The organism is Bacillus sp. V3B, assembly GCF_024494465.1.
Classification (GTDB): Bacteria; Bacillota; Bacilli; order Bacillales; family Cytobacillaceae; genus Bacillus_BD.
Genome location: NZ_JAETXM010000012.1, coordinates 20,258 through 46,303, shown reverse-complemented (window position 1 = coordinate 46,303; position 26,046 = coordinate 20,258). Strand labels below are relative to the sequence as shown.

Sequence of the window (26,046 nt, the reverse complement as noted above, 5' to 3'; positions counted from 1 at the left end):
TAGTAGATCAATCGTTAGATAAAATTAGAGGAGGGACCTATATGTCAAAAAAAGTACTAGTGTTAGGTGAAATACGCCAGGGGGAGCTGCGTCAAGTTTCGTTTGAAGCGATTGCTGCTGCAAAACAAATTGCAGATGGAGGCGAAGTAGTAGGATTATTACTAGGTAGTGAGGCTGCTAGTCTAGCCAATACGATGATTCAATATGGTGCCGATCGTGTTTTAATTCCTGAACATCCTTATTTACAGAATTATTCATCAGATGGATACACTCAGGCCATTACGCAGGTATTAGAAACGGAAAAACCTGAGGGCTTTATTCTCGGACATACTTCGATTGGAAAAGAGATTTCTTCACGAGTTGCAGCAAAGTTGAAAGTAGGCCTTGTTTCAGACGCTGTTGGTCTTGAGGTAAATGGAGATGAGTTTGTCTTTACTCGTCCGATCTATTCAGGGAAAGCTTTTGAGAAAAAAGTGATCAAGGATGGAGTAATTTTTGCTACGCTCCGTCCGAATAATATCAATACGCTAGACAAAGATGAATCACGTACAGGGGAAGTAGCGTCCATAAATGTGGAAGTAAAAGATTTACGAACGATTGTACAAGATGTAATTCGTAAAACAGCAGGCGGTGTAGATCTAACAGAAGCAAAAATCATCGTTTCTGGAGGACGCGGAGTGAAAGGCTCAGAAGGATTTAAAGTGTTGCAAGAATTGGCAGATACGTTAGGCGGTGCAGTGGGATCGTCTCGTGGTGCCTGCGACGCTGGGTACAGTGACTATTCTTTACAAATTGGTCAAACCGGCAAAGTAGTCACACCTGATCTTTATATTGCCTGCGGAATATCCGGTGCCATTCAACACGTAGCCGGTATGTCCAATTCCAAAATCATCGTAGCCATTAATAAGGATCCAGAAGCTCCGATTTTTAATGTAGCTGATTACGGTATTGTAGGTGATCTGTTCGAGGTTGTGCCATTGTTAACGGAAGAATTTAAAAAAATCACCGTTGGTATGGGTGTCTAATGTGATAGTGGGAGGAGTAAAATCCTCCCAGATTTGTGATCGGGGGAATGAAAAAGGATGTTATCATTGCTGAATTTACTAGCTTTCCTTGCTGTGACTGGATATGCAGTCTATTTATTTGTCAATCTAGTATATACTCGGTATTTGTTTATAAAGCTTGGCAAAAAAGCTGAGTTTGAACCAAATCTGAAAGAACGCTTCAATCTGATTTTAATCAACGGCTTCGGTCAGTCAAAATTATTCAAAGACAAGAAAAGCGGTCTGATGCATTTAGTATTATTTTATACCTTTTTTATCATTCAAATAGGCCTTATTGAACTCATTATAAAAGGATTTATTAAAGGCTATGAATTTCCTTTTGGCGAGGCGCATAAATATTTCAGTCTTATACAGGAATGGGCTACATTTCTCATGATGTTGGCTGTAGTTTATGGATTTTATCGCCGTTATGGTGAAAAGCTAAAACGGTTGCAATGGAAGCGTGATGGAAAAGCCGCCTTTGTGTATATCGCATTATTCACGCTGACCTTATCGATCCTGCTTTCATTGGCAGTCGAAACCATTATGCTAGGTCACGAACCGAATTTGGTTTACGCTCCATTCTCTGGAGTCATTGCAACGTTGTTTGCCGGAATCGGAACGACGGCAGGAACTGTGTTATTCTACGTATTTTGGTGGGTTCATATGTTGACTGTATTCACATTTCTAGTGTTTGTCCCACAATCAAAGCAATTTCATGAGTTATTTGCGATGGTCAATATCTTCTTTAAGAAAAGCGGACCTGTTGGGAAATTGAGGAAGATTGATTTTGAGGATGAGGAAGCCGAATCATTCGGTGTTGGGAAAATTGAGGATTTTACCCAACATCAGCTGATTGATCTGTATGCATGTGCAGAATGCGGACGATGCACAAATATGTGTCCAGCTTCAGGAACCGGGAAAACATTATCTCCGATGGATCTGATTGTTAAGATGAGAAATCATTTGACAGAAAAAGGAGCAGCAGTGACGTCTAGACAACCTTGGGCGCCTGCCTTTGCTTTTAAAAACACAAGAGGCAATCAATTAGCCTTAGCAGTGGGTGCCGGTTCTCAAGAAGTAGCGGCAACGATGGAAAGTGTGAGTTTAATAGGGGATGTTATAACAGAAGAAGAGATTTGGGCATGTACGACCTGCCGTAACTGTGAGGATCAATGTCCTGTTATGAATGAGCATGTCGATAAAATCATTGATTTGCGCCGTTATCTTGTTTTAACGGAAGGAAAAATGAATCCTGATGCTCAGCGTGCGATGACAAATATTGAACGTCAAGGAAATCCATGGGGGCTTAACCGGAAGGAACGTGTTAATTGGCGTGATGCTTTAGAGGACGTCGTGATTCCAACCGCAAAAGAATTGAAAAAAGCAGACGAAGAGTTTGATTATCTATTCTTTGTCGGATCGATGGGCTCTTACGATAATCGCAGTCAAAAGCTTACTCAATCCTTTGCCCGTCTTTTAAATAAGGCTGGAGTGAAGGTGGCGATCCTCGGAAATGAAGAAAAGAACTCTGGAGATACACCACGTCGTATTGGAAATGAGTTTTTATTCCAAGAGCTGGTAAATAAAAATATTGAGACGTTTAAAAAGTATGAAGTAAAGAAAATTGTCACAATGGATCCACATGCTTTTAACACACTCAAAAATGAATACCCTGAATTTGGTTTAGAGGCAGAAGTGTATCATCATACAGAATTACTAGAAAACCTAATCAAAGAAGGAAAACTGACACCGAAAAATAGAGTAGATGAAGTGATTACGTACCATGATTCTTGTTACTTAGGACGTTATAATAATGTATATGATGCACCTCGTGAAATTCTAAAAGCGATTCCAGGGGTGAAGGTCGTAGAGCCTGAGCGGAACCGAGAAAATTCGATGTGCTGCGGTGCTGGCGGAGGATTAATGTGGATGGAGGAAGATAAGGGAACGCGTATCAATGTCGCAAGAACCGAACAGCTTCTTGAAACGAATCCAACGATCATTAGTACAGGCTGTCCTTATTGCTTAACGATGATCGGTGATGGTACAAAAGCAAAAGAAGTAGAAGAAAGTATTCAAACTTTAGATGTTGTTGAAATTCTTGAAAAGTCAGTAATCTAAAAAAACTTTACCTAGGACCGTGAGACGTTTAAAAATATCAACAAGACTAGAAAATGAAAACATTTCTTAGTGAGAAGAATGAAAGAAGGAGGTGATAACCAATGAAATTAGAATACATTTTAAATTCTTTTCCTTTTACCTCTATTATGTTTACGCTTGCAGATTTAGACGAAAAATAAATGTTATTTACGTGAATATTGAGAATAACAGATTGCCTTTGAAAGTCGTATTTGTAGATAGATGAATAAATAAAGATTAGAAGAATGTTATACATGCAAGGGAGTATGGACACAGAAAACTCTAGTCTAGGTTACATTTAAAAAGACTTCCTTAATAAATAAGGATGGTGCATAGAGAATGACTAAACGAAAAAAGCGTTCTTTTACGGAGCTTGTTAAAGAAAATAAACTTCTATTATTACGTAACCAAGCTGCAATGGAAAGAATTGAAGAAAGATTGGAAAAAAGACATTTAAGTAAAGAAAAGTAATGGTAGAACCCTTTAAATTTGAAGGGCAACGATTGCTGATAGATAAGAATTTTGAATCATTAGAAGAACAGCTTGTTTTTTCGATTATCGAGTATGTACGAAAAAAACAATCGTTAAAATTTTATTGAGTTGTAGAAATCGGTTAATACTCCTATTTTCAATTCAGTTGACACTCCCACTGCTTTAGCTGTGGGAGTGTCAAACTAAAAGATATGTCTAAAGCTTGATTCATTCTCTGAGTCAGGTTTTGTCTGTTAAAGGTATTCTGAATAACGAAAGGGAGTGAAATTGGAAATAATGGAGAAACGCGAGAACCGTCCCTCGTTTCAAAACCTGAATCGTTTTAATAAAATTAAAACCCTTATAAACGTTGTTTTAACAACATTTGTGAGGGTTTTTGGTTTGTGGGATAAAGACTGAAAAAGTTTTCATTATTCGTTAAATAACATATAACTCATATGATCCATTTCTTTTTTCATAATTTAATAGGTATTTGTGCTGAAATATACCGGATAAATTCACGAACTGCAGGTGAAGCCTGTTTTCTTTTTTTTGAAATAAATCCTAAATTCCAAGGAATGCTTGGATTTGCGATGGAAATCTCCTTGATTAAATCTTGATTAACTTTTTTTGCTATGGGTTTTGGACAAATCGAAACCCCTATGTTTTCGCTAATCATTTCACTAATAAAACCCCACTCAGAAATTTCATAGGCAATTTTCGGACGAAAACCAGCTCGTAGGCATTCTTGAATAATAAGGTTATGAATAAGTTCTTGATTAAATAAAATAAAGTTTTCATTTTTTAACTCTTTCATTTCAACTTTTTCCCTTTGTGCTAATGGATGGGTATTATGGACGAAGAGGGACAGTTCTTCATAAACAAAGGGAATAACATCATACTCCTTTTCATCCACCGGTAGCATTACCACACCAAAATCTAATATTCCGTCTTTGACATCCTGTTTAACTTTGTTTGAATGATCTTCAAAGATTTTTATTTTGATATCGGGGTACAGATTATTGAACCCCTTAATGATTTTTGGAAAAAATAAAAAACCAATTATTGGAGGTATGCCTATTTTTATTTTTCCTTTTTTTAAGTTCATTAAATCATATAGGTGGGTGGATAAATCATTTAGCGATTCCATAATGATTTCCCCTTCCGCCAAAACGATTTCCCCTGCGTCCGTTAATCCAATTTTCTTTGCGGAACGGTCAATTAGTTCTACATTTAATTCTTCTTCCAAACTTTTAACGACTTTACTTAAGGTTGATTGTGACAAGTGAAGGGATTTGGAAGCTTTGGTAAAACTTTTATATTTGGCTACTTCTATAAAGTAAGTAAGGTGACGTATGTCCATGAATGCCGTCTCCAATCTATGAAAAATATGAATACTTTTAATTCCTATTATTCATTTTACTCATATAAATATAAGATGTATACTAAGTGTGAATAAATTGTGAACAAAAAGTTAAATTATAGGAGTGAAATCATGGTACATCTTTTGAAAACAAAGAGTCCGTAATTACTGGGGGCATCTAATATCGGTTTTGTATGCTTAGGTGAACTGGGACTACTATGGCTTTAAATTTACAAAAGTAGGTCTCTCGATATATGCTTTTGATCCTAAGAGAAGCATTTATGAAAAGATATAACAACAAAGTATTTTCTGTTGATTCTATTAAAGAAGTAGCAGGAAATGAAATAATGACTTATTTTTATTATGAATTCGAGATATTTCAATTATAAACTTATTGATTAAATGTATATGACTAAAATATATTTTAACCTGTTGGTTTTAAAAATGATAACTTGGATTCAATAAAAAAGGGGAGTTTCAAAGAGAAATAAATGGTTTAGGATGGATTGTTGAAAAAATGTTCAGTACCAAAAAAAGGAGAATATTAGATTCCCATTTCTGTAACATTTAAACTTACAGGATGCTGCAGAAGCACATTGTTAAATGGAAAGCCGAAAGTTTAACAGTAAAATAATAAATTGCTAGCATCTTTAAGAACAAGAGAATAAAGGGGGAAGAATTAAATTTGGATATATTAGGAATATTTGGGATATTGTTAGGTATTTTAACAATCATTCTCTTTATTATTAAAAAGTTCAATATCATCGTTGCTGCACCCATCGCGACGATTGTCGTGTTGCTGTTTAACGATGTACCTATACTAGCAACCGTATTTGGCAAAGAAAATTCTTATATGACGGCACTTGCTGGGTTTGTTGCATCAAATTTCGCTATCTTCTTATTAGGCTCTATATTAGCGAAATACATGGATAAAAGTGGGGCAACGATTTCAATTGCAAATAAAGTATTGTCTGTGGTAGGAATCAAGAACCCGTATAACGCATTAGTGGCATTATTTATTATTTCTGCCATTCTTACTTACGGTGGGATTAATGTATTCGTCATCATATTCGCATTAATTCCAATGGCTAAACCGATCTTCAGACAACTTAATATTTCGTGGAAATTAGTTGCCATTCCTGTGTTTGGTGGGACCTCAACGTTCACTATGACGATGTTGCCTGGGGCACCTTCATTACACAATATTGTGCCTTCAACGGCTTTGGGAACCACATTAACTGCTGCGCCGGTTATTGGAATCGTCACTTCCATCGTAGCAGTTGTCTTCATACTAGTATTTATGAAATTCGCGTTGTCCAAAAGCTTGCGTAAAAACGAGACATTTAATGTGGATGAGAAGGTTGAAAGTAGTGATGTGACATCTAAACGTGAGCTCCCACCATTCATTATCAGTTTACTGCCTATCATCGTGTTATTAGGCATCATATTACTATTTAGTTCTGTGAACAACATTATCATTGTCGCTTTAATTGTTGCGATCGTATTGAGTGCTATATTATTCCGTAAACAAATTGATCAGCAAAAAGGGGTATTAAACCAAGGTGCTAACGAATCGTTATCATCAACGATAACAACTGGTAGTACCATTGCATTTGGTAGCATTGCAACAAGTGTTCCGGCGTTTAAGGGTGTATTTCAATTGATTCAATCCATTCCTGGACCCCCCATACTCTCATTAATGATCGGTACAGGTCTTATAAGCGGTATTACTGCTTCTGCTGTTGGGGCAATTGGTATTTCTGTTGCGAATTTTGCCCCTATCTATTTGGAAATGGGATTAGATCCGGAAACGGTTCACCGCTCAATCGCAATCGCATCTGGAGCTCTATCCATTGTTCCTTACTCTGGATTCTTGATTATATTTAACAATATAACGGGATTAACAATGAAAGACACCTTCAAAAATGGATTTATCAGTATAAGTGTTACCCACTGGATTGCAATGGCCGTTATCGTGATCATGGCCCTCTTAGGTTTAGCTTAACGATCTTACTGTAGTAAGTTTTCATACTCGACGGGCGAATTTGATTTACTTGAAAAAAAGTATATAACAAAATGGAGGAATTAATCATGAGTAAAAAAATTGGATTTGTAGGATTAGGAACAATGGGCTTCCCAATGGCAATTAATTTAAAGAAAGCTGGTTTTGAGGTAATTGGATACGATGCTTTTAAAGGTGTTTATGAGAAAGCAAGTGCTGCTGGAATAACAATGGTAGAAACTTTAAAAGAAGTGGCGGAACAAGCTGACGAAGCGATTATCTCAATGGTTCGTGACTATGCCCAAAATGTTGACATTATTTTTGGTGAGGACGGTCTATTATCTGCCCAACCTAAAGATAAAACAATTATTGTTATGAGTACACTTGACCCTGATACCATGAATGAATTAGGCAAAAAAGTGGAAGAAGAAAGTGATTTGAGATTAATTAGCGCTGCGGTAAGCGGTGGTGCTTCAGGTGCCCAAGCTGGAACATTATCGATTATGACATCAGGTTCAGAAGACATCGTGAAATCTTTTAAGGCCTACTTTGATGCGATTGGATCCAATTCATTCTACTATGGCAAGGAACCAGGCAACAGCCAAGTAGCAAAATTAGTTAATAATATGATTCTAGGTATTAACATGAATGCGGTGGCTGAAGGACTTAAATTAGCGACACACTATAACCTACCTGAAGAAGAGGTATTAAACTTATTACAAGTTAGCACAGGCGATAGTTGGGTCGCTAGAAATTGGAGCGATGTTTCTGAATGGACAGCAGACACTGCCTTGGCCGTTCTACTTAAAGACTTAATCGCGTCTTACAACCAAGGGATTAAACATAATGTATCTATGCCATTTAATTCCTTATCATCCACACAATTATTTGACGCTATGGGAAAAGAGAAACCAAAAGCCAAATAATTGAATAAAGTTACTACTTAATTGGTTGATTATACAATCTCTCTAATAGGAAAGTGTTCTGTGCCTGAACAGAATGCTTTCCTTATTTGTTTAGCGTGAACATTAACGAAAAGAATGAAAAGATGAAGTAAGGCTCTTTTCTTAAACTTTGTAGTCTTTTGGAGATTTAAAACGCTTGATTGAACTATGAAATGGTTGTAAAATAGTTGCCATTTCTAAGGAATTTAAAGTAATTTATTTTAAAACCTTTATCCACTTTAGCTTTCCCTTTAAAAATAACCGAGAAAATGATATTTCCAATGGAAATTTCATGATGTAATATTATGTTATACGATATATCGTTATACATAATATCGCGAAACATAATATCTCTAGAGAACGAAAGAAGGGAAGTAAGCTATGGCATATAATGGGGGACCTATGACCGAATCCATGTATTATGTACTACTAGCATTAATGCGTCCTAACCATGGGTACCAGCTTATGCATGCCATTACAGAGGTATCAAATGGCAGAGTAAAAATGGGGCCGGGGACGCTTTATGGGGTACTCTCACGCATGCAAAAGGACGGTCTTATCTCACTGGCAGAGGATGATGGCAGAAGGAAGACTTATCTTATAACAGCAGAAGGGGAGCAAGCTTTGCATAAAGAGTATGGTCGATTAAAAGCCTTGATACAAGATAGTAGCATTTTAGAGGAAGGTGATGAGGATTAAGAAAACAGTTAATAAACTTCGGCCAAGTGATTATTGGCGAATTGGTGAGCATGAAAGCTGGTTCGCAGACATGGCTGCTAAAGGGTTGCATCTAAAAAAGATGGGAATCCATTTTGCCAAGTTTGTTAAAGCTGAACCGAAGAAAATGAGGTACAGAATAGATGTATCGATAAAGAAAAAGCTTAAACCAGAACAAATACAGATGTATGAAGAAAGTGGTTGGGATTATGTAACAAGCTATAGTTTTTTTCATGTCTTTTCATCACCTGAAGAACTCACTGCACAAGAGCTTCATACAGACCCCGCCGAGCAGTCTTATACATTAAAGGAACTGGACAAGAAATTAGCTTTAAATGCTGTTATGGTAGTTGTTGCAATGATTTTAATGATCGGTATGTTATCTGCTATTTGGTTTCTTGATGGGACTCCTACCTTAGTGATGGTGGAAGGCACAGCTATTCAACAAACCATTTTAGCCATCTTCCTTGGATACTCGGCCTATCATTCGCTACAAGCATCCATTTCCATTCGTACGTTGCGAAGGAATCTTATCGAAGGCAAATCGATTGACCATCATGCACCTTGGAAGAAGCACTACCGATTACATTCTACCATCGCTTTTCTTTTTACCGTTGTGGTTGGATTGAGTGCTATCATTCCATTCGTACAGCTTATAAAAATGGATACGAAAACATTGCCCGAAGCAAGTGTTGACTTACCGATTGTTAGATTAGCAGATGTAGAAGAGAATCCAGCATTGGTTCGAGGGGAACCTTCCTATGTGAGTGACAATGTGGATTGGGGCAACCGATATTCATATAATTGGAGTCCATTGGCACCCGTGCAATATGAAACAGATGAACAGGGTATGATACCTGGAAAAATATGGGATGATGGGAGCGATGAATATTCACCGGCAATTCATACACAGTTTTATCAGCTAAGTATACCATCTCTGTCGGAAAAACTGATTTCTGATTTAATAGAAAGATATAGATATGATAGTAGAGAAGATTTTGTTGAAACAAAACATCAAGACGTGGATCTTTTGATTGTTCATGTGGATGAGGATATGAAAAAGGTATTTGCTTCTAAAGGAAAAGCAGTGATGTATGTTCGTTATTATGGCTATGCAGATATAAATTCAGTAATAGAAAACGTGGTGGAAAAGATGACTGTAATTGCAGATTAAGATATTGTCTTATTCGACTAATGGAGGTAAGAGTGTAAGTAGAAGATAATGAGTTTAGTATTAAAAGAGCATATAAGGAAGCAACCGAGGTGGAAAAAAGTAGATTTAAGGTGGCGGTTGACTTAAGGGGAATTCAAGACAGAATAAAGAGGAGAGAAAAGGAACTAAAGCTTATTCATCCTGAGTTCCCTTCAAATATCCGAATTTATATGATCTACTTTATAGATCACAATGCACAGCGACTTTTTTATCTATTCACCACTTATTCGATCAGGTAGACGTTGAATCGATTGTACGACCGTATCTAGTTTTGCTTCAATTCGATAGAGCAAAAATAGAGTAACGACAACAGGAAAGCCTACCTCACTAATGAGAGGAATCAATTGTTCCATCATCTAGACCTCATTTCTCGTAGGGATGGTTCTCTCGCTTTTTTTGTTAAAATAAGCAAAAGACTGCTCCTTGATCTTTTTCTTTTAAAAAGAGACTGCTCCTGAAAAGAAAGCAGTCCCTTTTTAAATGACTATATTTTCATGGTTGTGTGAATGATTATTGTTTAACAAAGCCTTTTTCATAAACGAATATCCCCTCAAGACCAGCTGGCGTCAATCCTGTATCCTAAGAGACGCCAGCTGGTCTTGAGGGGATACACTTCTTCATTGCCAGATCTCCCCAAGCCCTCACTTTACGCAAAGGAATATTCCCATCTCGGCTATATCCCTATTTGACAAACCATCATAGAAGCGCAAGACTACCCATTTCTTTTGTAAGTCTGTTAAATGATAGAAATGGCTCAATAAATCTTCCATTTCCAGCACATGATCCTCATATTTCAAGTCAAATTCATCCTCATTTTCAGGATAGCAACATTGATCCGTCCATTTTTGCTCTTTTGTTAACGCGTTTAACAATCTCCATTTTATAAATAATCGAGTGAATCATGTTTGAATACTCCGCAGCCAATTGATCAAAATTCATCTTTGAGATCCTTCTGAACTGTGTACCGTTCTTTGTATTCCCAGGTACCCTTACCATAACGAGAAAAAGGAAAGGGTACGAATCTAGAAAAAATCGTTTCGACTGCAGAATTTGCGCGTTTCTAGCCACAAACGTGTAAATTTGAGGGACAAAATGTACTTTTTCTTCCTCCATTCGTAAAAAATGATTCATTTTTTTCAAAATAGAATCTTTCAAATACGGTGTAACGGACTGATCAAGCTAAAATAGCGAAAAGCATCCAACCGTTATACCTAACATCCTTCATCTAAGTCCTAATCGAGCTGTTCACAAAACTGTCATAAATTTATACAGTCACTTTTCCCCCTAAATCTATATAAAGAAGGTGAAAGGGTGGTGCAAAAGCATGAATATAAAAGGTGGCACATTCGAACAAATAGAACAGTTTTCTCAATTTCAATCACTAGAAGAGTTTCATCACCATATGGAAATGTGGTTACAACATCACAACAAGGAATGGACCAAAGGGGAAAGAGTCGGACTCAAACAACTCGTTCGTTTTGCGGCGGTCATCCCTGGAGTAAGCGATGCGAAAATTGACACCATTTTAAAAGCGATTCATGAAGAATATCATAATCACGGGATATCCCGCTCTACTTTTAAAAGAATGCTAGGAAAAGCAAAGAGGATGGGCATTCTCACGGTCTATGAAACCGAAAGAATGAATGGTGCCCAGTCCAGTAATGTATATAGGTTTAATCGTTTTCCACATCTCAAAAATGCAAAAGCTTAAAAGGGGTTTTTTCTGATATATACGTGTTGAAATGAAAAGGAGGAATAGAAGATGAGCAAGCTATTAATTCATGAAAATCCCATTATGATCTTACCATCACTAGCACAGAAAATAGGGTTGAATGAAGCGGTGATGCTGCAGCAAATTCATTATTGGCTCGTAACTAGTCAACACGAAAAGGATGGGCGGAAATGGGTGTATAACACATACAGGGATTGGCAATTACAGATGCCTTTTTGGTCAGAGCGAACGATTAAGCGCAGTATCAAGTCGCTTGAGGATCAAGGTTATTTACTTTCGGCAAACTATAATCGATTAAAAATAGACAAAACCAAATGGTACTCGATTAACTATGAAAAATTGGCAGAATTAGAGTCCAATGCACGGGCCTTTTTGGAATCATCGACAGGACAAATTGGCACGATCGTTGTTCCAACTTGTCCTTTAGAAGAGGACAAAATGTCCCAAGCAATACCAGAGATTACTACAGAGAATTCAACAGAGACTACAACAAGTAAACCGATTCCTTTTTCCGACATCATTACCTACTTGAACAACAAAAGTCATTCATCTTATAAATCAGGAACAAAGAAAACAAAAGAGCTCATTACCGCACGCTGGAACGAAGGATTTGGCCTCGAGGATTTTCAAAAGGTCATCGATTTAAAGACAGAAGAATGGCTGGAGGATCCCTTCTGGAGTAAATACCTGAGACCTGAGACGTTGTTTGGAACCAAATTTGAATCTTATTGCAATCAAAAAGGTGCGAAGAAAACATACAGTGAAGGGGATTTTGATCTTGATGACTAAGCGAGAGGTATTCCAATTATTAAAGCTCATTTCTGTCTATTATGATCCTTATGAAATACATCAGGAGAAAGTGAATGAATGGTTTGCGGTGTTAAAAAATGATTCCTTTAGCAGACTGGAGAAGAATTTGCGCAAGCATGTGGCAGGCTCGCCTTATGCACCAAGGGTTTCAGATTTGGTTCGAAAACCAGAAACTGGCCCACGAGCTATTCCAAATGTTGAAGAGACCATCGCGTTTTTATATCATCGTGAAAAACCTGCCAGTGATGAAGTCGTACAAGCGTCGCTAGCTCGTATGAGAGAGATACTTGGCATTCAAAGAGGTGAAAACTAATGGAGAAAAATCCATATTATAGTCTGGAAGTCGAAGAAGCCTTGATTGGTTCTTTATTTTTAGAGGATGATTTGATGAAGGACTGTACGATTCGTCCAGAGCATCTTTACGTACATAGGCTTAGAATCATTTTTACTTTAATGCTAGGTTTGGCTGAGAAAGGGAAGCCGATTGATATGGTGTCGGTTGCCGAGGAAGCAGGGACGAAACAGATCGGCGATATAGGTGGAGGCAGTTATTTAGCCGCGCTCGCCGGCAGTGTACCATCAACGGCAAACTTTCACTATTATCAAGAGACAGTAAAACAGTATTACCAAAAAAGAAAAACGATTGAGATTGCCCATCGCATCAAACAACGGGCAGAGCATGAGGACATTGAAGCTATTTTACGTGACGGAATTCGGAATTTACAACAGGTGGAAGATCATTTAACTGTCGAGAATGGAGGTGAAATCAAACAGAGTTTGATTGATTTATACCACGAATGCGAAAAGGATCTGGGAGATATAGCCGGAATTCCGTCGGGGTTTAGATCCTTAGATCAACTGACAGGGGGAGTTCAAGAAAGTGATTTGATTGTCGTTGGTGCCCGTCCAAGCGTTGGAAAAACAGCCTTTGCTTTACAGCTTGCTCTAGAAGCAGCCAAAGAAGATGTCGCGATCGTTTTTTCTTTAGAAATGGCGAAAAAACAATTGCTAAAAAGGGCCCTTAGCGGAATAGGGGCAGTCAGTTCGGTGAAATTAAGAAATCCATACCGGCTTTTTCAAGAACATGATTGGAGCGATCTTCATCAGGCAATGGGGACACTTTCAAAGTTGGACTTGCATATTTTTGATCAAGGCGGGATCGATGTGAACTTCATTCGGTCCAATGTCAGGAAGCTAAGACGAAAATACGGAGAAGAGAAACGGTTTCTTGTCGTGATTGATTATTTGCAATTAATTATGGGGGACCCAAGACTGAAAGGAAACCGCCAGGCAGAGATTAGTGAAGTCAGCCAGGCATTAAAGGGGATGGCGAAGGAGTTAAATGTGGTGGTGATTGCTCTTTCACAGCTAAGCCGAGCCGTTGAGAGCCGCGAAGATAAGCGTCCAATGTTATCCGATCTTCGCGATAGCGGCCAAATCGAACAGGATTCTGATGTGATCGCCTTCCTCTATCGAGATGACTACTATGATCAGAAAGCGGAACAAAAAGATCGGATCGAAATTATCATCGCCAAGCAGCGAAATGGTCCTATTGGAACGGTTCATTTAGCGTTTCATAAGGAGTTTGGCAGGTTTCGAGATTTGGTGGGATAAGGGGACGGTTCTTGTTATTTTTCCTTGACTATAGAAGAAGGGGAGAGTTTGTTTTAGATCATACTTTTACAAGAAAAAGAATGCTACATGCTTTTGTCCAAGTCGTTAACTATTTTCCTGGGAGAGAAAATAATCGAAGAGTACTCAAACCTGACTAAAATAGTTGCCTATTGAAATAGTTGTGAAAAGAAGACCGATCAAATTCCTTCAACTGCAATTCATTCCTTTAAGAAGATGATCATAAGTTGAATCACAAAAGGTGGCAATGCCAGCTACTTAGGATAACAGAATCAAGTTGACGTTGCTTTATTTTGAGGAGTTATTCGAGATGGGGTGTTTCGTTACGATTAAGTTCATGCACGATGCAAAAGTAGCTAGTAAAATAGCAAAAGCTGAATCAATGAAACAAGAAGAGGACAAGAAAGAAAAACAAGAGGGAGCATGGAAAGAAGAACGAGAGAGCAGGCATGGATTGGAACGTGTTACGGTTGGTAGAGTCATAGACGGTGATACATTCGAGACTGCGGATGGAAGAAGGGTTCGTTTAGTCGGAGTAAATACACCTGAGTCTATCATTAGAACAGAAGAGTATGGGAAGGAAGCAAGCAGCTATACGGCTTTAAAACTAGAAGGAAAACAAGTATGGATGCAAAAAGATGTTTCTGACACGGATCGTTATTCACGGTACTTAAGAATTATTTGGTTAGAGGTACCAACAAATGCTATGAATGAAAATGAAATGCGAACCAAAATGTTGAACGCCGATCTAGTGTTGAATGGGTATGCAGAACCTTCTACATATATACCTGACGTAAAATACAGTGCATACTTTCTGAAGTTTGCTCGTGAAGCAAGAGATCAACATACAGGCTTGTATGGAGGGACAACCCGTTTTAACAGAGCACGATTCAATTAAATGGTTATTGCCAGACGAGTTTAAATCATTAGACTGGACACCTGCGGATGTGCTGACTATTGAAAGGCTGTCGGAAATGTTTTTCATACATTAAGCTGTTCACTATACGTGAATAGCTTTTTTTAGTTTCATCATACATTTGAACGATATAAACATACGCATTACAATAAACCTAACTAAACCATATGATTGAAAAAATTCAGTACTATGGCTTTTCTGGTGAAGGGGAAAAGTTCTATACTGCTGTTTGCTATGATTCATTTGGAATTAAGCATAATCATATTCAAAATTCTGGTGTTCATGGAATATTAAATTTAGTACATCAGTTCTGGTCTAAAGGACAAGGTAATTCTGGAGATGTCTTTTTTGCTAGACATGGATTCGCAGGTGCTTCCAAACAGTGGGAATGTCCAATATTTGGGGCAACAGTTTTTTTAATAGGAAAGTGCCTGATAAATGGCCAACAGGTGTCATTTGGTCGTTAGATAATAAGTTAACGACGAGGCATTGGAAGTTTGAAATAGTTGATAAAGAGAAGGCAGTGGTTAAGTTTTATAGTATGTGATGACTAAGGAGGGGGAGTTAGAATGAAGGCATCCCAGGAGTTTATTCAGCAATTAGAAGATTTATATCAAGTGTATGAACAAGAGGTCTTGGAAAAAATGAGAGAAGGTATTCTCGAGAAGAAAACGGCCAAGACATATCTTCGCCATTCAGGCACCTTTGTTCGATGGTGTAAGGATGATTTTGTCCCTGGAATAAGAAAGGTTAATCAGTAATAAGGACCTATTAATGTAGACCTTAAGTGACTAAGCTCAAAAGTTTTATAACAGACTATAAACAATATAAAAAGAATGTGCCCACCATCACATTCTTTTTAGGAGAAAACACTTATAGTTATTTTATAAAGTGAACATCAGCGAAAGAATCCCGCTCAAGGACTCTTACTTTATATAGAAGGAGAATAAAATTATGTCATTTTACAAAACATTAACCCCTTTTTACGATTCCATTTTTCCAGCAAATGAAAGAGCCATTACGTTTTTAGCCTCTCACTTTAAAAAAGGAGGCTCTCTTTTAGACGTTGGAGCAGGTACGGGTAATATGGCTATTGCTCTTTCGCAGCAAGGATTTCAAGTCACCGCAACAGAGCCGGAATTAGGTATGGTGGAACAAATCCGTCTAAAAGCACAATCTTGCCAGAATCCAGTCAAAATTGCTTCCAAAACCATGGAGCAATTAAACGAGGGGGAGGAAACATATGACGGCATTTATTGCATCGGAAACACCCTTGCTCACTTGAATAACCGAGGGGAAATCGAAACTTTTTTCCAACATGCTTTTCAAAAATTACAGGAGGAAGGGGTTTTTATCTTTCAAATTGTCAATTTTGAAAGAGTTTTAACGAAACAAGATTTTACGTTTCCTATCAAAAAAACCGACACATTTGAATTTAGCCGTCAATATGAACTAGAGGGAGACCAAATTCTGTTCACTAGTACCCTGACTGTTGATGGTGAATTTCAAACAAATACAATCCCTTTATTTCCAGCTACTAAATCAGAACTAATGCCATTATTAAAACAGTGCGGGTTCAAGACCATTGATGTATACGGAAACTTTCAGTCTAAAGCTTATTCTATCGATTCTCCGGCATTGATTGTCGTAGCAAAGAAAGGAATCTGAATCCTTCATGACTTCTCCTACTCCAACATCATGTGGAGGAAGGCATACGTATTCCCGGGTACTCTTACCATAACGAGAAAAAGAAAAGGTGACGAATCTAGAAAAAATCGTTTTCTGTGTAGAAAAGTCGTAGCATTAGGAAGAGGATTCAGAGTCCATGATTAATTAGGTCCTTTTTAGAGATAATAATAGGTATAGAATGGGGGGATCTTGATGATGGAAAATAACAAAAATAGCGATGATACATATACAGTGGCAGGTACAAACATTGAGGATGTAAAAAGACGAAATGAACGTTCAGGCATGTCGTATAATGAAGCCAAAGAATTCTTAGCTAAAACCACGGGCGGACATGGTACAGGAATCTATAGTGATACTGATGTTGAGGAAGTGAAAAGGAAAAATCAGCAATCTATGGAAAAAAGGTAAAAAGTCTCAAAAGGCAGTTCGGATTTATTACGGAAGAAACGTTTCTATAAAACGATTTCTTCCGTTTTTTTATGATCAAGAAGAAGAGAAACTCCTACGATCAAGTAATCCATTCGCCATCGCTGTGTTGGCTGGCAAGTTTGCCAATGAAGCAAAAAACGATGTCGAGAAGTGTTATCGCTTTAAACGTAAATTAATTCGATTAATACTACAAAAAAGTGATTATCCACAAGAAGAACGACACATAAATGTATCTACCCTTATATACTTCATAGACTACTTACTACAAATTCCACAAGAACTAATGTAAAAGCTGCGAGATGAAATCATTTTGATGAAGGAGGAAAAAAGCAATGATGTATTTAGATCGTAAGAATTTGCCACTAGTTTTATTGTAAATAGGCGAGAATACCCCTTCCTCAAGGAACGATAGTGAGTAGGGGGGATGAATCGCCTTCGGACAAGGGATGGCTTTCTTGCCATCTTGATTGTCCGACTGTTCGAGAGCACATATTCTGTTTAACTTGAAAAAAATCACCATACGAGTTCCAAATCACCCTTTTTAATTCTCTTGCAAAAGTAAGAACAAACGTTTGTATAATATTCGTAAAAATGGTAAATTTGTGAAGTTTGCTCGTGAAGCAAGAGGTCAACATACAGGCTTATGGGCTTTCGGTGACGAAGGGACAACAAAAGGTGATTTAGACTCAACAACAGCATCTAATTATAATTGTTTGAGTTCTTCATCACTTAAAAATAATTAAAAAAGAGGTGAGATCATGCGTGTTGATTATCTAATTTCTACCAATAAAATTGCATAAAAAAGAGAGATTCTCATGTAAAATAGTAGTCACCACAACAACATTTTACGAAATGAGGAATCTCTCTTGAACAAGCATAACACGATTTTTACCGAAGCTGAACTTCAAGCGATTTTAGCTGAATTCAACTATGTTGATTCGGCACGCAAATGTACCGTTTCAACGCTCATTATAGAGAAAGGATTTATCCAAGTTTTTGAATCTTTCAAGTGATGTCGATAATTACAAAATAACTAATGACATTATGTGCTAAATACACATAATAAAATCAAAAATCCTTCGTCCTATTCATTTCCTATTTATATATTTAAGTGCTCGTATTTAAGAAAACTTACCGATAATAAAAGAAAAAAAGAAGAAAACATCTGCATTTTAAACGATTTGGAATGACTTAGCATGCAACAAAAGACAATGGACGAGTTGTTAGACTGAGATACTGGGGTCTGACCCCAATGTCACGGTAAACAAGTGGTGACGGTTGCCAAAAACTTTCCTTCCAGTCAGCTTTGCTCTTGTTGTGGTTACAAAAATAAAGACGTTAAGGATCTCGGATTACGTGAGTGGGATTGCCCAGAATGTCATACCCATCATGACCGAGATATGAACGCAAGTTTAAATCTTAAAAATGAAGCCTTAAGACTTCTAACCGTTGGAATGGCGGGGATCGCCTAATCCATAACTGATCGATAGATCGGTGTTCTTAGGAATCCCCCACTTCAAATTTTCGTTAGAAAATTAAGTGGTGGGTAGTTCAACGATGGCATGTCGATTATTGGTTTTACAGGAAAATTGACCGAAATTCATGCATGGAGCCATCATCAAAAGCATCATTGAATATGTTTACGTAGCCAAAACAGATGGGACATCGCTTCAACAAATCAAAAATGAGCTTTAAGTAGCTTAGGGTACCTGTCATTGGATTTTATATGGAAATATTTGTATCTAAAAATACTCGTTTAGAGTACATCATTCATTATCTACGATAAAACAAGAAAATACTGTTTGTTCTTAATTGTCTCAATTTGATTACCATGTACTTGCTCTGTGTAGTCAATCCACTTATAATTCTTTATCTTGCTTTCTAGTTTTTCGTTTATTTCATCTTCAATTTCGTGCATCAATTTAACTATTTCATGTAACGACATATTAAAGTGATTGGCTGCCTGAAGGTGGGGTAATTGCTCTTTGAGAAGGGTTAAAAATTGTTCCTTCGTTTCGGCTTGCTGTGCTAAACTATCTTCAATGTCTAAAATAAATTGATAAAGCTTTCTTTTATTCCTTGGTAGAGAAGCCACAATATTTCTCGCAAAAATCTCCATCATTTTTTCATTCATTACAAACGACCATCTTTCCCTTAGTGTTCAAAATAGTGTTCAAAATCATTTAATCCCATGTATTGGCTGGCCTTTCTAAATCTTCAATGGGTATTCTTAACATAAATCAAACAGGAACTGGTAAGCACTATACTTACGATGTTCCTGTCGTTCCACTGCTTACCAGCTAGATTTTTTAACTCCGGGGATCTGTCCCTTATGTGCTAATTCACGAAAAGCGATACGAGACATCTTAAACTTTCTTAAGTAGCCTCTAGGTCTCCCAGTAACTTGACAACGGTTATGAAGCCTAGAAGGTGCTGAGTCACGAGGAAGCTTACTTAATGCAACATAATCACCTTTTTCTTTTAGTTCTCTTCTTAAATCCGCATATTTTTCTACCACTTTTTGTCTCTTTAGTTCCTTTACAACTTTGGATTTCTTTGCCACTTACGTTTGCCTCCTAAATATTCTTAGTTAATCATAACGATTACGATTTAGAAATTAGACTCTTTAAAGTAAAAAGGCTATGTTAACTCTCTTTATCAACTATCTAGATAAACAAATAGTTAACTATTATATTAAGTGAATGGATTATTTATTTTCTTTCATATTATATTTTTGAAGGAAGCGATCCACTCTTCCACCTTTATCTGCAAATTTCTGCTTTCCTGTGTAAAACGGGTGCGTATCAGAGCTGATCTCTACCTTAATTAGTGGATACGTATTTCCGTCTTCCCAAACGATGGAGTCATTTGATCTTTTGGTAGAACCTGTTAAGAACTTATAGCCACTGTTTGTATCCATAAATACTACTTTCTCATAGTTCGGATGAATGTTTGGTTTCATGCTATCACCTCAGGATAAGATTTTTCTCATTAATGATAATAGAAATCATTACGTTTTGCAAGCGAAGAAGTTTAAAAATGTATGCTGATATTTTGACAATAGTTCATGAATTAGTTTCATCTGTTGTCATTATCTTCATGTCTATACTATTGTTAAATTCTGTGTTATTATTAAATCGTAATTATTACGATTTATGTAAGGGGTGTTAATTGATGAAAAAAATACCTGTAACAGTCTTGAGTGGGTATTTAGGTGCGGGAAAAACGACCATCTTAAACTATCTTTTAAATAACCTGGATGGTTTAAAGAGTTAACGGCTGGACACCAGGTGCATCAGCCGGAAACGGAAGAGTATGGGATTACCTTTTAGTAGACTTTTTTCCTTGGATGGTTACTTTATCCGCACAAGTACCCATTTTTCAAACGAGAGGATACAGCTTATGTGCGCACAAGGTATTCCCGCAGAAGCCAACAAGTAGTGAACTCTTATTTCAAATGAAGTCAGAACTGAAGTAATTTTGCCCATAAGTGATGCCAATCTTTCTTTTGGATTTGCATCGCTTCATTTCTAATTTATAAGGCTAATTTGCTTCATGACCTTTCATACATATTCCGACCTTTATTCATGCTGATAAGCAGCATCAGGTTTGGTCCTTTCCTCTATAGGGGCATCTTTTTTAGCTGTAGTTTAGTTTTCCGATTAATAAAAAAAGAAAGAAGGATTACAAATGAAAAAAAATGTTGATATTTATATCTTAGGTGGATTTTTAGGCAGCGGGAAAACGACTTTATTAAAAAACTTATTAATGGAAGAAAAGGAAAGGAATCGCAAGGTTGCTGTGTTAATGAATGAACTAGGGGAATACTCAGTAGATACTGGAATAATTGGGACAGACGTAACCTTAACCGAACTTTTGGATGGCTGCATTTGCTGCACGATGAAGGATGAAGTGGAGCTTCAACTTCTTAAGCTCTACCAGGAGGAGCAACCGGATGTGATTTATATAGAGACAACAGGGGTTGCCCATCCGATTGAAATCTTGGATGCATGTTTATCACCAGTTATTGGCCCCTATGTTCAAGTGAAATCCATTATCAGCATAGTTGACGCAAAAAGGTGGCTTGATCGCACTCAATTAAGCGATCAGCTACAAAAATTATTAGAAGAGCAAGTGAGATATGGAGACAACATCTTACTTAATAAAACAGACTGTGTGTCTTTTGAAGAATTAGAAACGATTCAAACTGAACTTAAAGAAATAAACTCCAGAGCGCAGCTATCTCTCACCACATTTGGAGATGTCCCACTATCAAAATTTCGGACAAGCCGTGAAAAGAATGACGACCTAAATAGAGAAGAGCTACATGTTCATTATCACTTGCACATCCGAACCATGACTTACTCGTTTCAAGAAGATATCGATCGAAGTGACTTTGAATATTGGCTTAAAGCACTTTCTCCTAATATTTTTAGGGTAAAAGGTTTTGTTCGTTTTAAGGACGATCCTCGTACTCATTTAGTTCAATATGCATATGGAGTTCCATACATATTTGCTCAACCTATGGAATTTCCGACCAATTTAATTTTAATTGGAAATAACTTGGATAAAGAACAGGTGAAAAAGGATCTCTTGGCACTTGAAAATTAGCATGAGTGATGAAAACTAGAACCTATTTTTCTGTAAGAGTCTATAAAGATACACTCTCAAAAGAATATATTGAAGCCATCACTCATGCTCTTCTTGTTTTCAATCGAGCGAAACAATTCGCATTCAGTACAACTACAAAGGAAAATCGCTCAGGAAAGAATAAACGGTCTAAATCTATGCACCTTACAGTGAAAAGTCGTTTCAATTTAGACGATTACTATGCGAATAGTGCTGTTCAAGAGGCTAATGCCATTCAAAAAAGTCTCGCTGAGTTAAACAAATTGTACATAACCAATAAAGAAGAACAGATTAAATCGGTTAAAAATAAAATCAAAAAAGAAAAATCTCGTTTGAAAACCTTAACAAAGATGAAACAGTCATTTGTAAACGGCAAACCTTCATTCCCTAAGAACTCAAATATAAAGAATCATATACTGGGGTCTGACCCCATAGCCTGGTATGTTGATTTCGATTATCTTAGTTTTGGTTCCATTTTCTCTCATATGGAGTATATTTATCGGCAAATTTCCAATTCTCATTCGACGGTTGAAAAAAACATGGCCTAAAGGTGTGAAAAAGATGGCAAACTTCAATATTCTTTTTCTGGCCGCCAGTTATTTCCTAACAATGGTTCAAAAATCGCCTGTTTTTAGTCTTCTAAATGAGATATTAGTTAGTCAATTTGATTTTATGCATTTGTTTATTTTCTGTATCTTTGTATCTCTAATGCTTTGGTTCTTATCCTATTTAGGGATTCATGCGGTTGTTTTAATTGTTTTATTAGCTCAAATCCTTAATCCGTTTTTTATCGGAAATGAAAATGGTCTTGTCTTCTTATTGATTGCAACTTTGCTCGCTTTACTAATGGTAAATCCATTTAATATAGTTTCTTCTATGATGACGAACATTATTGGAATTAATCCTATTCGATTAGTTCGATGGAATTTGGGGTTCGCGGTTACTCTAATTATAACTGTAGATGTTATCGCTTATATGCTTCTTATATAGCGATATGAATAGGGTGGGTAACAGGTATCTTCTAGTTTCTAGAAAGTACTTGTCACCCTATTTGATTTTATTTCAACATTTTTATAATTTTGATGGATATGTAGGTTTCGAGAGTATTTTAAGTTGATTTAAGTCTACGTTTAGTATCAATTCTATTTTATTAGTCGTTTTTTAAGTGAGTATGGGTGTACGCATCATTTTTAGCCGTTAGGTTAATAGCTGCATGATTGTAAAAGAATGCTTCTAAGATAAACCGACTTATTTTCTTGATCATGTAAAGTGTTGCGATAAATATAGTAAAGTCTTTCAATCCCAATATCTACAAAGTAAAGAACAAGCGCATTTCTTGTTTCATATTATTAGTTCAATGCAACAACCTTCCCTAAAAGACTGTATGTTTCGTATGAATTGGAACATATAATTCCAACTGATTATGCTGTAGTCGCAATTTTCAGAATGTTCTATGATATAAACTAGCAAGAGAATACAGAAAGAGTCATTTTTCGCATAAATGAATGGTCGTGAAGGAGAGATCATACGGATTGTAATAGCCTTAAGGATCACGACCAATAATTCAAGTAACTCGATGTTAACACTTTGAATGGTATGAAGTGTTAACGGTTACAAGAAACCAATTGCAGAAAATAATGATTCACAAACTGGGGGGATGATGATGACAGACAAACTTTATGATGGATACCGCTCCTTTCAATATTTAACACCAGAAAAACACTATAAGCCGTATCCGCTCCCTCAATCGGAAAGGTACCGGCAAACCTATGAGATGAAGCTGTTAGAATCAGAGGAACGAATTTTCAATACGATTCAAAAATATTATCCGATCGTTTCTCTACGGGACCATGGCTTTGTTGTTCCCAAAAATTCCGATGATATCATTCCGTATTGTCGCCAGCTTCATACAGAATTTGATTATGAGGGCTTAGCATGCTCCGGTATCGATGTCATATTTGAGAATTTTATGGATGGAATCTCCATCATTACTTCTCAAAATGGGCTAAAGTGGGACGATGTTATTTTAACCTTGGGAATTCGTTATTGTGACATTGCCAAACAGGATACAGTCTATCTGGCTAAAACCTATAAAGACCTAGAGGAAGCAAAGCGATCGAAACGAGTAGCCATTTTGCCTTCATTAGAAGCGGCTAGCATTCTAGAAAATGAAGTCGATCGAGTGGATGTTCTGTATGGACTTGGCATTCGTTGTATGGGGATTACGTATAATGATGCCAATACACTGGGATCTGGATTAACAGAAAGCTTTGATGGCGGATTAACGAAGTTTGGTAGAAAAGTAGTTGAAAGAATGAACACGCTAGGAATGGTCATTGATATCTCTCATTGTGGAGATCGAACAAGCCTAGATGTGATAGAAGCGAGTGAATCTCCTGTCATGATTACTCATGCGGGAGCAAGAAAAGTCTGGGATTCACCTAGAATGAAACCAGATGAAGTGCTTTTAGCCTGTGCTGAAAAAGGGGGCGTTATTGGAGTTTGTGCCGCACCAAATACGACACTTTCTTCAAAGAATCCGAATGAGCACACAATCGAATCGGTTATGGAGCATTTAGAATATCTAATTGATTTAGTTGGGCTTGATCATGTTGGTTTAGGACCCGATACGTTCTTTGGAGATCATGTCGCTTTGCAAAATGCGTTTGATTTGATGCTATCGCTTCATGAGTCACATGGCAATCAAGATTACGATGCCTCTCCGTTTGTCAAAGGGTTAGAGAACCCAACCGAAGCGATGAGTAATATGATCAAATGGTTGATAAAGAAAAATTACAAGGTTCAAGAAATCGAGAAAATTGTTGGTGGAAATGCATTAAGAGTTTTACAAACAATATTGTCTTAAAAATAGGGAGGAATTTAAAAATGGCTGGAATTAAACACGATGCACCACAAGTACCATCACCACTACGAGTTATGTTCTATTTTGAATCAACAGGTTGGTTTAACACAACTGGTGAAGAGAAAACCAATGAGATTTTACCTGCATTAAATGAAATCATTGCATCATGGAGAGAGAATGGGTCTGAGTTACTAGGAACGATTGACCGAGACATTTTAACAGCAGGACCAGCTGGAAGTGCTGGATGGCATGCCTGTTTTCTTTATAATGTACCAGATTTACAAACCGTTGCAGATATGACGAATGCTTTTCGTGCAACCGGTTTGGACAAGTATTTCCGATTAGAGGCTGTGATTGGCAGACCGTTTTTCTTACTTGAAAAATAAAAGGGGATTGAGACTATGAAGAAACGATTACTATTTATTCTAATGGCAATAACGATGCTAATTATAACAGCCTGTAGCGGTTCATCATCGAGTGGCGGGAATTCAGGTGGTGGAGATGTCATTGAACTAAACTACGCCTTCTTTGCTCCTGCGGGAACCTTCCCAGCTGTGCAAATGGAAAAGTGGGCTGAAGAATTAGAAAAAAGAACAGATGGAAAGGTAAAGGTCAACACATTCCCAGGCGGATCTCTATTGACTGCGGAGAACATGTATGACGGAGTAGCCAATGGACTTGCTGATATTGGGTTATCGTCAACAACTTACGAACCTGGAAGATTTCCATTGTTAGCGATTTCTGATATGCCTTCTGGATACCCAAATGCAGCAGTAGCTAGTAAAGTAATAGCTGATTTAGTGAACGAGTATTCACCAGATGCGTTTAAAGATTTCAAAATTATTACAGCCTTTGCTTCTGAGCCAGCTTATATTCAATCACAAAAACCAGTTGAAAGCTTGGCCGATGTAAAAGGGAAACAATTACGTATTTCAGGTGCGACCACCGATTTATTTACAGAACTGGGAGCCTCTCCAGTAGGGATGTCTCAAGGGGAAGTCGCAGAAGCGCTGCAGACTGGAATTGTTGATGGCTATGTATCTTCACGTGAAGTATTAAAGGATATGAAATACGCTGAAATGGTGAAATACGTAACCGATTATCCACTTACACTGAATACATTTGTTGCTGTTATGAATAAAAGTAAATGGGATTCCCTTCCAGAAGATGTAAAGACGGTTATTGATGAGTTAAATCAAGAAATGACTGACTTTACAGGCGACTATTTAGATACTTATGTGGATGAGGTATTAAAGTGGAGCGAAGATGAGCACGGCATTGAAGTCGTTTCCCTTAAAGATCAAGAAAAGTGGGATGAAATTGGTCAAAAACTACAATTAGATACCGTGAAAAAAGCTGAAGATGCAGGTTTACCTGGACAAGAATATCAAGAGCGTTTGAAGGAACTTGTTGAACAATATAGTCAAAAATAAAAAAGAAATAAATGATTA

Annotated in this window: 30 protein-coding genes and 2 pseudogenes; 25 read left to right on the top strand and 7 right to left on the bottom strand. The window is 37.2% G+C overall.

Features of this window, described 5'->3' with window-relative positions; genetic code table 11:
* Positions 1 to 41 precede the first annotated feature (41 nt).
* From JMM81_RS13980 to JMM81_RS13970, 3 genes are all read left to right on the top strand, one after another.
* Positions 42 to 1,025 carry an electron transfer flavoprotein subunit alpha/FixB family protein gene (locus tag JMM81_RS13980; protein WP_256242178.1) on the top strand — a complete coding sequence of 328 codons (984 nt, stop codon included), beginning with the start codon at positions 42 to 44 and terminating at the stop codon, positions 1,023 to 1,025.
* 57 nt (positions 1,026 to 1,082) lie between these two features.
* The gene (locus tag JMM81_RS13975; RefSeq protein WP_256242177.1) at positions 1,083 to 3,167 is read left to right on the top strand and encodes a (Fe-S)-binding protein; all 2,085 of its coding nucleotides are present in this window, start codon (positions 1,083 to 1,085) and stop codon (positions 3,165 to 3,167) included.
* A gap of 357 nt (positions 3,168 to 3,524) precedes the next feature.
* The gene (locus JMM81_RS13970) at positions 3,525 to 3,656 is read left to right on the top strand and encodes an FbpB family small basic protein (protein WP_256242175.1); all 132 of its coding nucleotides are present in this window, start codon (positions 3,525 to 3,527) and stop codon (positions 3,654 to 3,656) included.
* A 475-nt stretch (positions 3,657 to 4,131) separates the two neighbouring features.
* On the opposite strand, the gene JMM81_RS13965 is transcribed toward JMM81_RS13970, so the two are convergent.
* Positions 4,132 to 5,019 (bottom strand): LysR family transcriptional regulator, encoded by an 888-nt coding sequence (locus JMM81_RS13965; protein ID WP_256242174.1) that lies wholly within the window; start codon positions 5,017 to 5,019, stop codon positions 4,132 to 4,134.
* 685 nt (positions 5,020 to 5,704) lie between these two features.
* On the opposite strand from JMM81_RS13965, the gene JMM81_RS13960 reads away from it, so the two are divergent.
* The 4 genes from JMM81_RS13960 to JMM81_RS13945 all read left to right on the top strand — a co-directional run bounded on the left by JMM81_RS13960 (position 5,705) and on the right by JMM81_RS13945 (position 9,856).
* Positions 5,705 to 7,024 carry a GntP family permease gene (locus JMM81_RS13960; protein ID WP_256242173.1) on the top strand — a complete coding sequence of 440 codons (1,320 nt, stop codon included), beginning with the start codon at positions 5,705 to 5,707 and terminating at the stop codon, positions 7,022 to 7,024.
* A gap of 86 nt (positions 7,025 to 7,110) precedes the next feature.
* The gene (locus JMM81_RS13955; protein ID WP_256242172.1) at positions 7,111 to 7,947 is read left to right on the top strand and encodes an NAD(P)-dependent oxidoreductase; all 837 of its coding nucleotides are present in this window, start codon (positions 7,111 to 7,113) and stop codon (positions 7,945 to 7,947) included.
* Positions 7,948 to 8,346: 399 nt separating this feature from the next.
* Positions 8,347 to 8,664 (top strand): PadR family transcriptional regulator, encoded by a 318-nt coding sequence (locus tag JMM81_RS13950; protein ID WP_256242171.1) that lies wholly within the window; start codon positions 8,347 to 8,349, stop codon positions 8,662 to 8,664.
* Entirely contained in the window at positions 8,654 to 9,856 is a 1,203-nt protein-coding gene (locus JMM81_RS13945; RefSeq protein WP_256242170.1) for a DUF2812 domain-containing protein, read from the top strand. Before JMM81_RS13950 ends, JMM81_RS13945 begins: the two co-directional genes overlap by 11 nt.
* Positions 9,857 to 10,107: 251 nt before the next feature.
* Here JMM81_RS13945 and JMM81_RS13940 read toward each other — a convergent pair whose 3' ends face one another.
* The 3 genes from JMM81_RS13940 to JMM81_RS13935 form a co-directional block, all read right to left on the bottom strand.
* On the bottom strand, positions 10,108 to 10,248 hold the full coding sequence (locus JMM81_RS13940; protein ID WP_256242262.1) for a YvrJ family protein: 141 nt from the start codon (positions 10,246 to 10,248) through the stop codon (positions 10,108 to 10,110).
* Positions 10,249 to 10,536: 288 nt separating this feature from the next.
* Entirely contained in the window at positions 10,537 to 10,767 is a 231-nt protein-coding gene (locus tag JMM81_RS23105) for an ECF-type sigma factor (protein ID WP_375162387.1), read from the bottom strand.
* Positions 10,712 to 10,834 (bottom strand): hypothetical protein, encoded by a 123-nt coding sequence (locus JMM81_RS13935; protein WP_256242169.1) that lies wholly within the window; start codon positions 10,832 to 10,834, stop codon positions 10,712 to 10,714. Before JMM81_RS13935 ends, JMM81_RS23105 begins: the two co-directional genes overlap by 56 nt.
* Positions 10,835 to 11,219: 385 nt before the next feature.
* On the opposite strand from JMM81_RS13935, the gene JMM81_RS13930 reads away from it, so the two are divergent.
* From JMM81_RS13930 to JMM81_RS13875, 11 genes and pseudogenes are all read left to right on the top strand, one after another.
* Positions 11,220 to 11,606, top strand: coding sequence for a hypothetical protein (locus JMM81_RS13930; RefSeq protein WP_256242168.1), 387 nt, complete (start codon positions 11,220 to 11,222; stop codon positions 11,604 to 11,606).
* Positions 11,607 to 11,657: 51 nt separating this feature from the next.
* The gene (locus JMM81_RS13925) at positions 11,658 to 12,416 is read left to right on the top strand and encodes a conserved phage C-terminal domain-containing protein (protein WP_256242167.1); all 759 of its coding nucleotides are present in this window, start codon (positions 11,658 to 11,660) and stop codon (positions 12,414 to 12,416) included.
* Positions 12,409 to 12,750 carry a hypothetical protein gene (locus JMM81_RS13920; protein ID WP_256242261.1) on the top strand — a complete coding sequence of 114 codons (342 nt, stop codon included), beginning with the start codon at positions 12,409 to 12,411 and terminating at the stop codon, positions 12,748 to 12,750. The genes JMM81_RS13925 and JMM81_RS13920 overlap by 8 nt, the downstream gene beginning before the upstream one ends.
* A complete protein-coding gene (dnaB, locus tag JMM81_RS13915; protein WP_256242166.1) occupies positions 12,750 to 14,051 on the top strand; it encodes a replicative DNA helicase in 1,302 nt (433 codons plus the stop codon). Before JMM81_RS13920 ends, dnaB begins: the two co-directional genes overlap by 1 nt.
* A 328-nt stretch (positions 14,052 to 14,379) precedes the next feature.
* Positions 14,380 to 14,967 carry a thermonuclease family protein gene (locus tag JMM81_RS13910; RefSeq protein ID WP_309143499.1) on the top strand — a complete coding sequence of 196 codons (588 nt, stop codon included), beginning with the start codon at positions 14,380 to 14,382 and terminating at the stop codon, positions 14,965 to 14,967.
* Between the two features lie 185 nt (positions 14,968 to 15,152).
* Positions 15,153 to 15,452 (top strand): hypothetical protein, encoded by a 300-nt coding sequence (locus tag JMM81_RS13900; protein ID WP_256242165.1) that lies wholly within the window; start codon positions 15,153 to 15,155, stop codon positions 15,450 to 15,452.
* A gap of 102 nt (positions 15,453 to 15,554) precedes the next feature.
* Positions 15,555 to 15,746, top strand: coding sequence for a hypothetical protein (locus JMM81_RS13895; RefSeq protein WP_256242164.1), 192 nt, complete (start codon positions 15,555 to 15,557; stop codon positions 15,744 to 15,746).
* Positions 15,747 to 15,939: 193 nt separating this feature from the next.
* Complete coding sequence (locus tag JMM81_RS13890) at positions 15,940 to 16,653, top strand: class I SAM-dependent methyltransferase (RefSeq protein WP_256242163.1); 714 nt, start codon at positions 15,940 to 15,942, stop codon at positions 16,651 to 16,653.
* A gap of 213 nt (positions 16,654 to 16,866) precedes the next feature.
* Entirely contained in the window at positions 16,867 to 17,082 is a 216-nt protein-coding gene (locus tag JMM81_RS13885; RefSeq protein WP_375162386.1) for a gamma-type small acid-soluble spore protein, read from the top strand.
* Positions 17,083 to 17,969: 887 nt separating this feature from the next.
* On the top strand, positions 17,970 to 18,116 hold the full coding sequence (locus JMM81_RS13880; RefSeq protein ID WP_256242162.1) for a hypothetical protein: 147 nt from the start codon (positions 17,970 to 17,972) through the stop codon (positions 18,114 to 18,116).
* Between the two features lie 243 nt (positions 18,117 to 18,359).
* Positions 18,360 to 18,575: pseudogene (locus tag JMM81_RS13875) on the top strand (zinc ribbon domain-containing protein); the annotation flags it as partial.
* Positions 18,576 to 18,880: 305 nt separating this feature from the next.
* Here JMM81_RS13875 and JMM81_RS13870 read toward each other — a convergent pair.
* The 3 genes from JMM81_RS13870 to JMM81_RS13860 form a co-directional block, all read right to left on the bottom strand.
* Entirely contained in the window at positions 18,881 to 19,237 is a 357-nt protein-coding gene (locus JMM81_RS13870) for a hypothetical protein (RefSeq protein ID WP_256242161.1), read from the bottom strand.
* 159 nt (positions 19,238 to 19,396) lie between these two features.
* The gene (gene rpsN, locus JMM81_RS13865) at positions 19,397 to 19,666 is read right to left on the bottom strand and encodes a 30S ribosomal protein S14 (RefSeq protein ID WP_256242160.1); all 270 of its coding nucleotides are present in this window, start codon (positions 19,664 to 19,666) and stop codon (positions 19,397 to 19,399) included.
* A gap of 144 nt (positions 19,667 to 19,810) precedes the next feature.
* The gene (locus tag JMM81_RS13860; protein WP_256242159.1) at positions 19,811 to 20,065 is read right to left on the bottom strand and encodes a type B 50S ribosomal protein L31; all 255 of its coding nucleotides are present in this window, start codon (positions 20,063 to 20,065) and stop codon (positions 19,811 to 19,813) included.
* A gap of 212 nt (positions 20,066 to 20,277) precedes the next feature.
* Here JMM81_RS13860 and JMM81_RS13855 point away from each other — a divergent pair.
* The 7 genes and pseudogenes from JMM81_RS13855 to JMM81_RS13825 form a co-directional block, all read left to right on the top strand.
* Positions 20,278 to 20,373 (top strand): annotated as a pseudogene (locus tag JMM81_RS13855) (GTP-binding protein); the annotation flags it as partial.
* A gap of 420 nt (positions 20,374 to 20,793) precedes the next feature.
* Positions 20,794 to 21,714, top strand: a complete 921-nt coding sequence (locus JMM81_RS13850; protein ID WP_256242158.1) for a CobW family GTP-binding protein — start codon at positions 20,794 to 20,796, stop codon at positions 21,712 to 21,714.
* 8 nt (positions 21,715 to 21,722) lie between these two features.
* Positions 21,723 to 22,280, top strand: a complete 558-nt coding sequence (locus tag JMM81_RS13845; protein ID WP_256242157.1) for a hypothetical protein — start codon at positions 21,723 to 21,725, stop codon at positions 22,278 to 22,280.
* Between the two features lie 13 nt (positions 22,281 to 22,293).
* Positions 22,294 to 22,722, top strand: coding sequence for a hypothetical protein (locus JMM81_RS13840; protein WP_256242156.1), 429 nt, complete (start codon positions 22,294 to 22,296; stop codon positions 22,720 to 22,722).
* Positions 22,723 to 23,395: 673 nt separating this feature from the next.
* Complete coding sequence (locus JMM81_RS13835; protein ID WP_256242155.1) at positions 23,396 to 24,598, top strand: dipeptidase; 1,203 nt, start codon at positions 23,396 to 23,398, stop codon at positions 24,596 to 24,598.
* 20 nt (positions 24,599 to 24,618) lie between these two features.
* Positions 24,619 to 24,981: a hypothetical protein gene (locus JMM81_RS13830; protein ID WP_256242154.1), complete on the top strand. Its 363-nt coding sequence runs from the start codon at positions 24,619 to 24,621 to the stop codon at positions 24,979 to 24,981.
* A 15-nt stretch (positions 24,982 to 24,996) separates the two neighbouring features.
* Complete coding sequence (locus JMM81_RS13825; RefSeq protein WP_256242153.1) at positions 24,997 to 26,028, top strand: TRAP transporter substrate-binding protein; 1,032 nt, start codon at positions 24,997 to 24,999, stop codon at positions 26,026 to 26,028.
* Positions 26,029 to 26,046: the final 18 nt, after the last annotated feature.

Excerpts from the sequence above, each read along its gene's own strand:
- JMM81_RS13920 (WP_256242261.1), top strand. The coding sequence starts at position 12,409 with ATGACTAAGCGAGAGGTATTCCAATTATTAAAGCTCATTTCTGTCTAT.
- JMM81_RS13870 (WP_256242161.1), bottom strand. The coding sequence starts at position 19,237 with ATGAATGAAAAAATGATGGAGATTTTTGCGAGAAATATTGTGGCTTCT.
- JMM81_RS13830 (WP_256242154.1), top strand. The coding sequence starts at position 24,619 with ATGGCTGGAATTAAACACGATGCACCACAAGTACCATCACCACTACGA.
- JMM81_RS13910 (WP_309143499.1), top strand. The coding sequence starts at position 14,380 with ATGGGGTGTTTCGTTACGATTAAGTTCATGCACGATGCAAAAGTAGCT.
- JMM81_RS13825 (WP_256242153.1), top strand. The coding sequence starts at position 24,997 with ATGAAGAAACGATTACTATTTATTCTAATGGCAATAACGATGCTAATT.
- JMM81_RS13980 (WP_256242178.1), top strand. The coding sequence starts at position 42 with ATGTCAAAAAAAGTACTAGTGTTAGGTGAAATACGCCAGGGGGAGCTG.
- JMM81_RS13935 (WP_256242169.1), bottom strand. The coding sequence starts at position 10,834 with ATGAATTTTGATCAATTGGCTGCGGAGTATTCAAACATGATTCACTCG.
- JMM81_RS13845 (WP_256242157.1), top strand. The coding sequence starts at position 21,723 with ATGAAAACTAGAACCTATTTTTCTGTAAGAGTCTATAAAGATACACTC.
- JMM81_RS13860 (WP_256242159.1), bottom strand. The coding sequence starts at position 20,065 with ATGAAACCAAACATTCATCCGAACTATGAGAAAGTAGTATTTATGGAT.
- JMM81_RS13970 (WP_256242175.1), top strand. The coding sequence starts at position 3,525 with ATGACTAAACGAAAAAAGCGTTCTTTTACGGAGCTTGTTAAAGAAAAT.
- JMM81_RS13965 (WP_256242174.1), bottom strand. The coding sequence starts at position 5,019 with ATGGACATACGTCACCTTACTTACTTTATAGAAGTAGCCAAATATAAA.
- JMM81_RS13950 (WP_256242171.1), top strand. The coding sequence starts at position 8,347 with ATGGCATATAATGGGGGACCTATGACCGAATCCATGTATTATGTACTA.
- JMM81_RS13925 (WP_256242167.1), top strand. The coding sequence starts at position 11,658 with ATGAGCAAGCTATTAATTCATGAAAATCCCATTATGATCTTACCATCA.
- JMM81_RS13940 (WP_256242262.1), bottom strand. The coding sequence starts at position 10,248 with ATGGAACAATTGATTCCTCTCATTAGTGAGGTAGGCTTTCCTGTTGTC.
- JMM81_RS13835 (WP_256242155.1), top strand. The coding sequence starts at position 23,396 with ATGACAGACAAACTTTATGATGGATACCGCTCCTTTCAATATTTAACA.
- JMM81_RS13885 (WP_375162386.1), top strand. The coding sequence starts at position 16,867 with ATGATGGAAAATAACAAAAATAGCGATGATACATATACAGTGGCAGGT.
- JMM81_RS13945 (WP_256242170.1), top strand. The coding sequence starts at position 8,654 with ATGAGGATTAAGAAAACAGTTAATAAACTTCGGCCAAGTGATTATTGG.
- JMM81_RS13850 (WP_256242158.1), top strand. The coding sequence starts at position 20,794 with ATGAAAAAAAATGTTGATATTTATATCTTAGGTGGATTTTTAGGCAGC.
- JMM81_RS13955 (WP_256242172.1), top strand. The coding sequence starts at position 7,111 with ATGAGTAAAAAAATTGGATTTGTAGGATTAGGAACAATGGGCTTCCCA.
- JMM81_RS13840 (WP_256242156.1), top strand. The coding sequence starts at position 22,294 with ATGGCAAACTTCAATATTCTTTTTCTGGCCGCCAGTTATTTCCTAACA.
- JMM81_RS13930 (WP_256242168.1), top strand. The coding sequence starts at position 11,220 with ATGAATATAAAAGGTGGCACATTCGAACAAATAGAACAGTTTTCTCAA.
- JMM81_RS13975 (WP_256242177.1), top strand. The coding sequence starts at position 1,083 with ATGTTATCATTGCTGAATTTACTAGCTTTCCTTGCTGTGACTGGATAT.
- JMM81_RS13890 (WP_256242163.1), top strand. The coding sequence starts at position 15,940 with ATGTCATTTTACAAAACATTAACCCCTTTTTACGATTCCATTTTTCCA.
- JMM81_RS13900 (WP_256242165.1), top strand. The coding sequence starts at position 15,153 with ATGATTGAAAAAATTCAGTACTATGGCTTTTCTGGTGAAGGGGAAAAG.
- JMM81_RS13895 (WP_256242164.1), top strand. The coding sequence starts at position 15,555 with ATGAAGGCATCCCAGGAGTTTATTCAGCAATTAGAAGATTTATATCAA.
- dnaB (WP_256242166.1), top strand. The coding sequence starts at position 12,750 with ATGGAGAAAAATCCATATTATAGTCTGGAAGTCGAAGAAGCCTTGATT.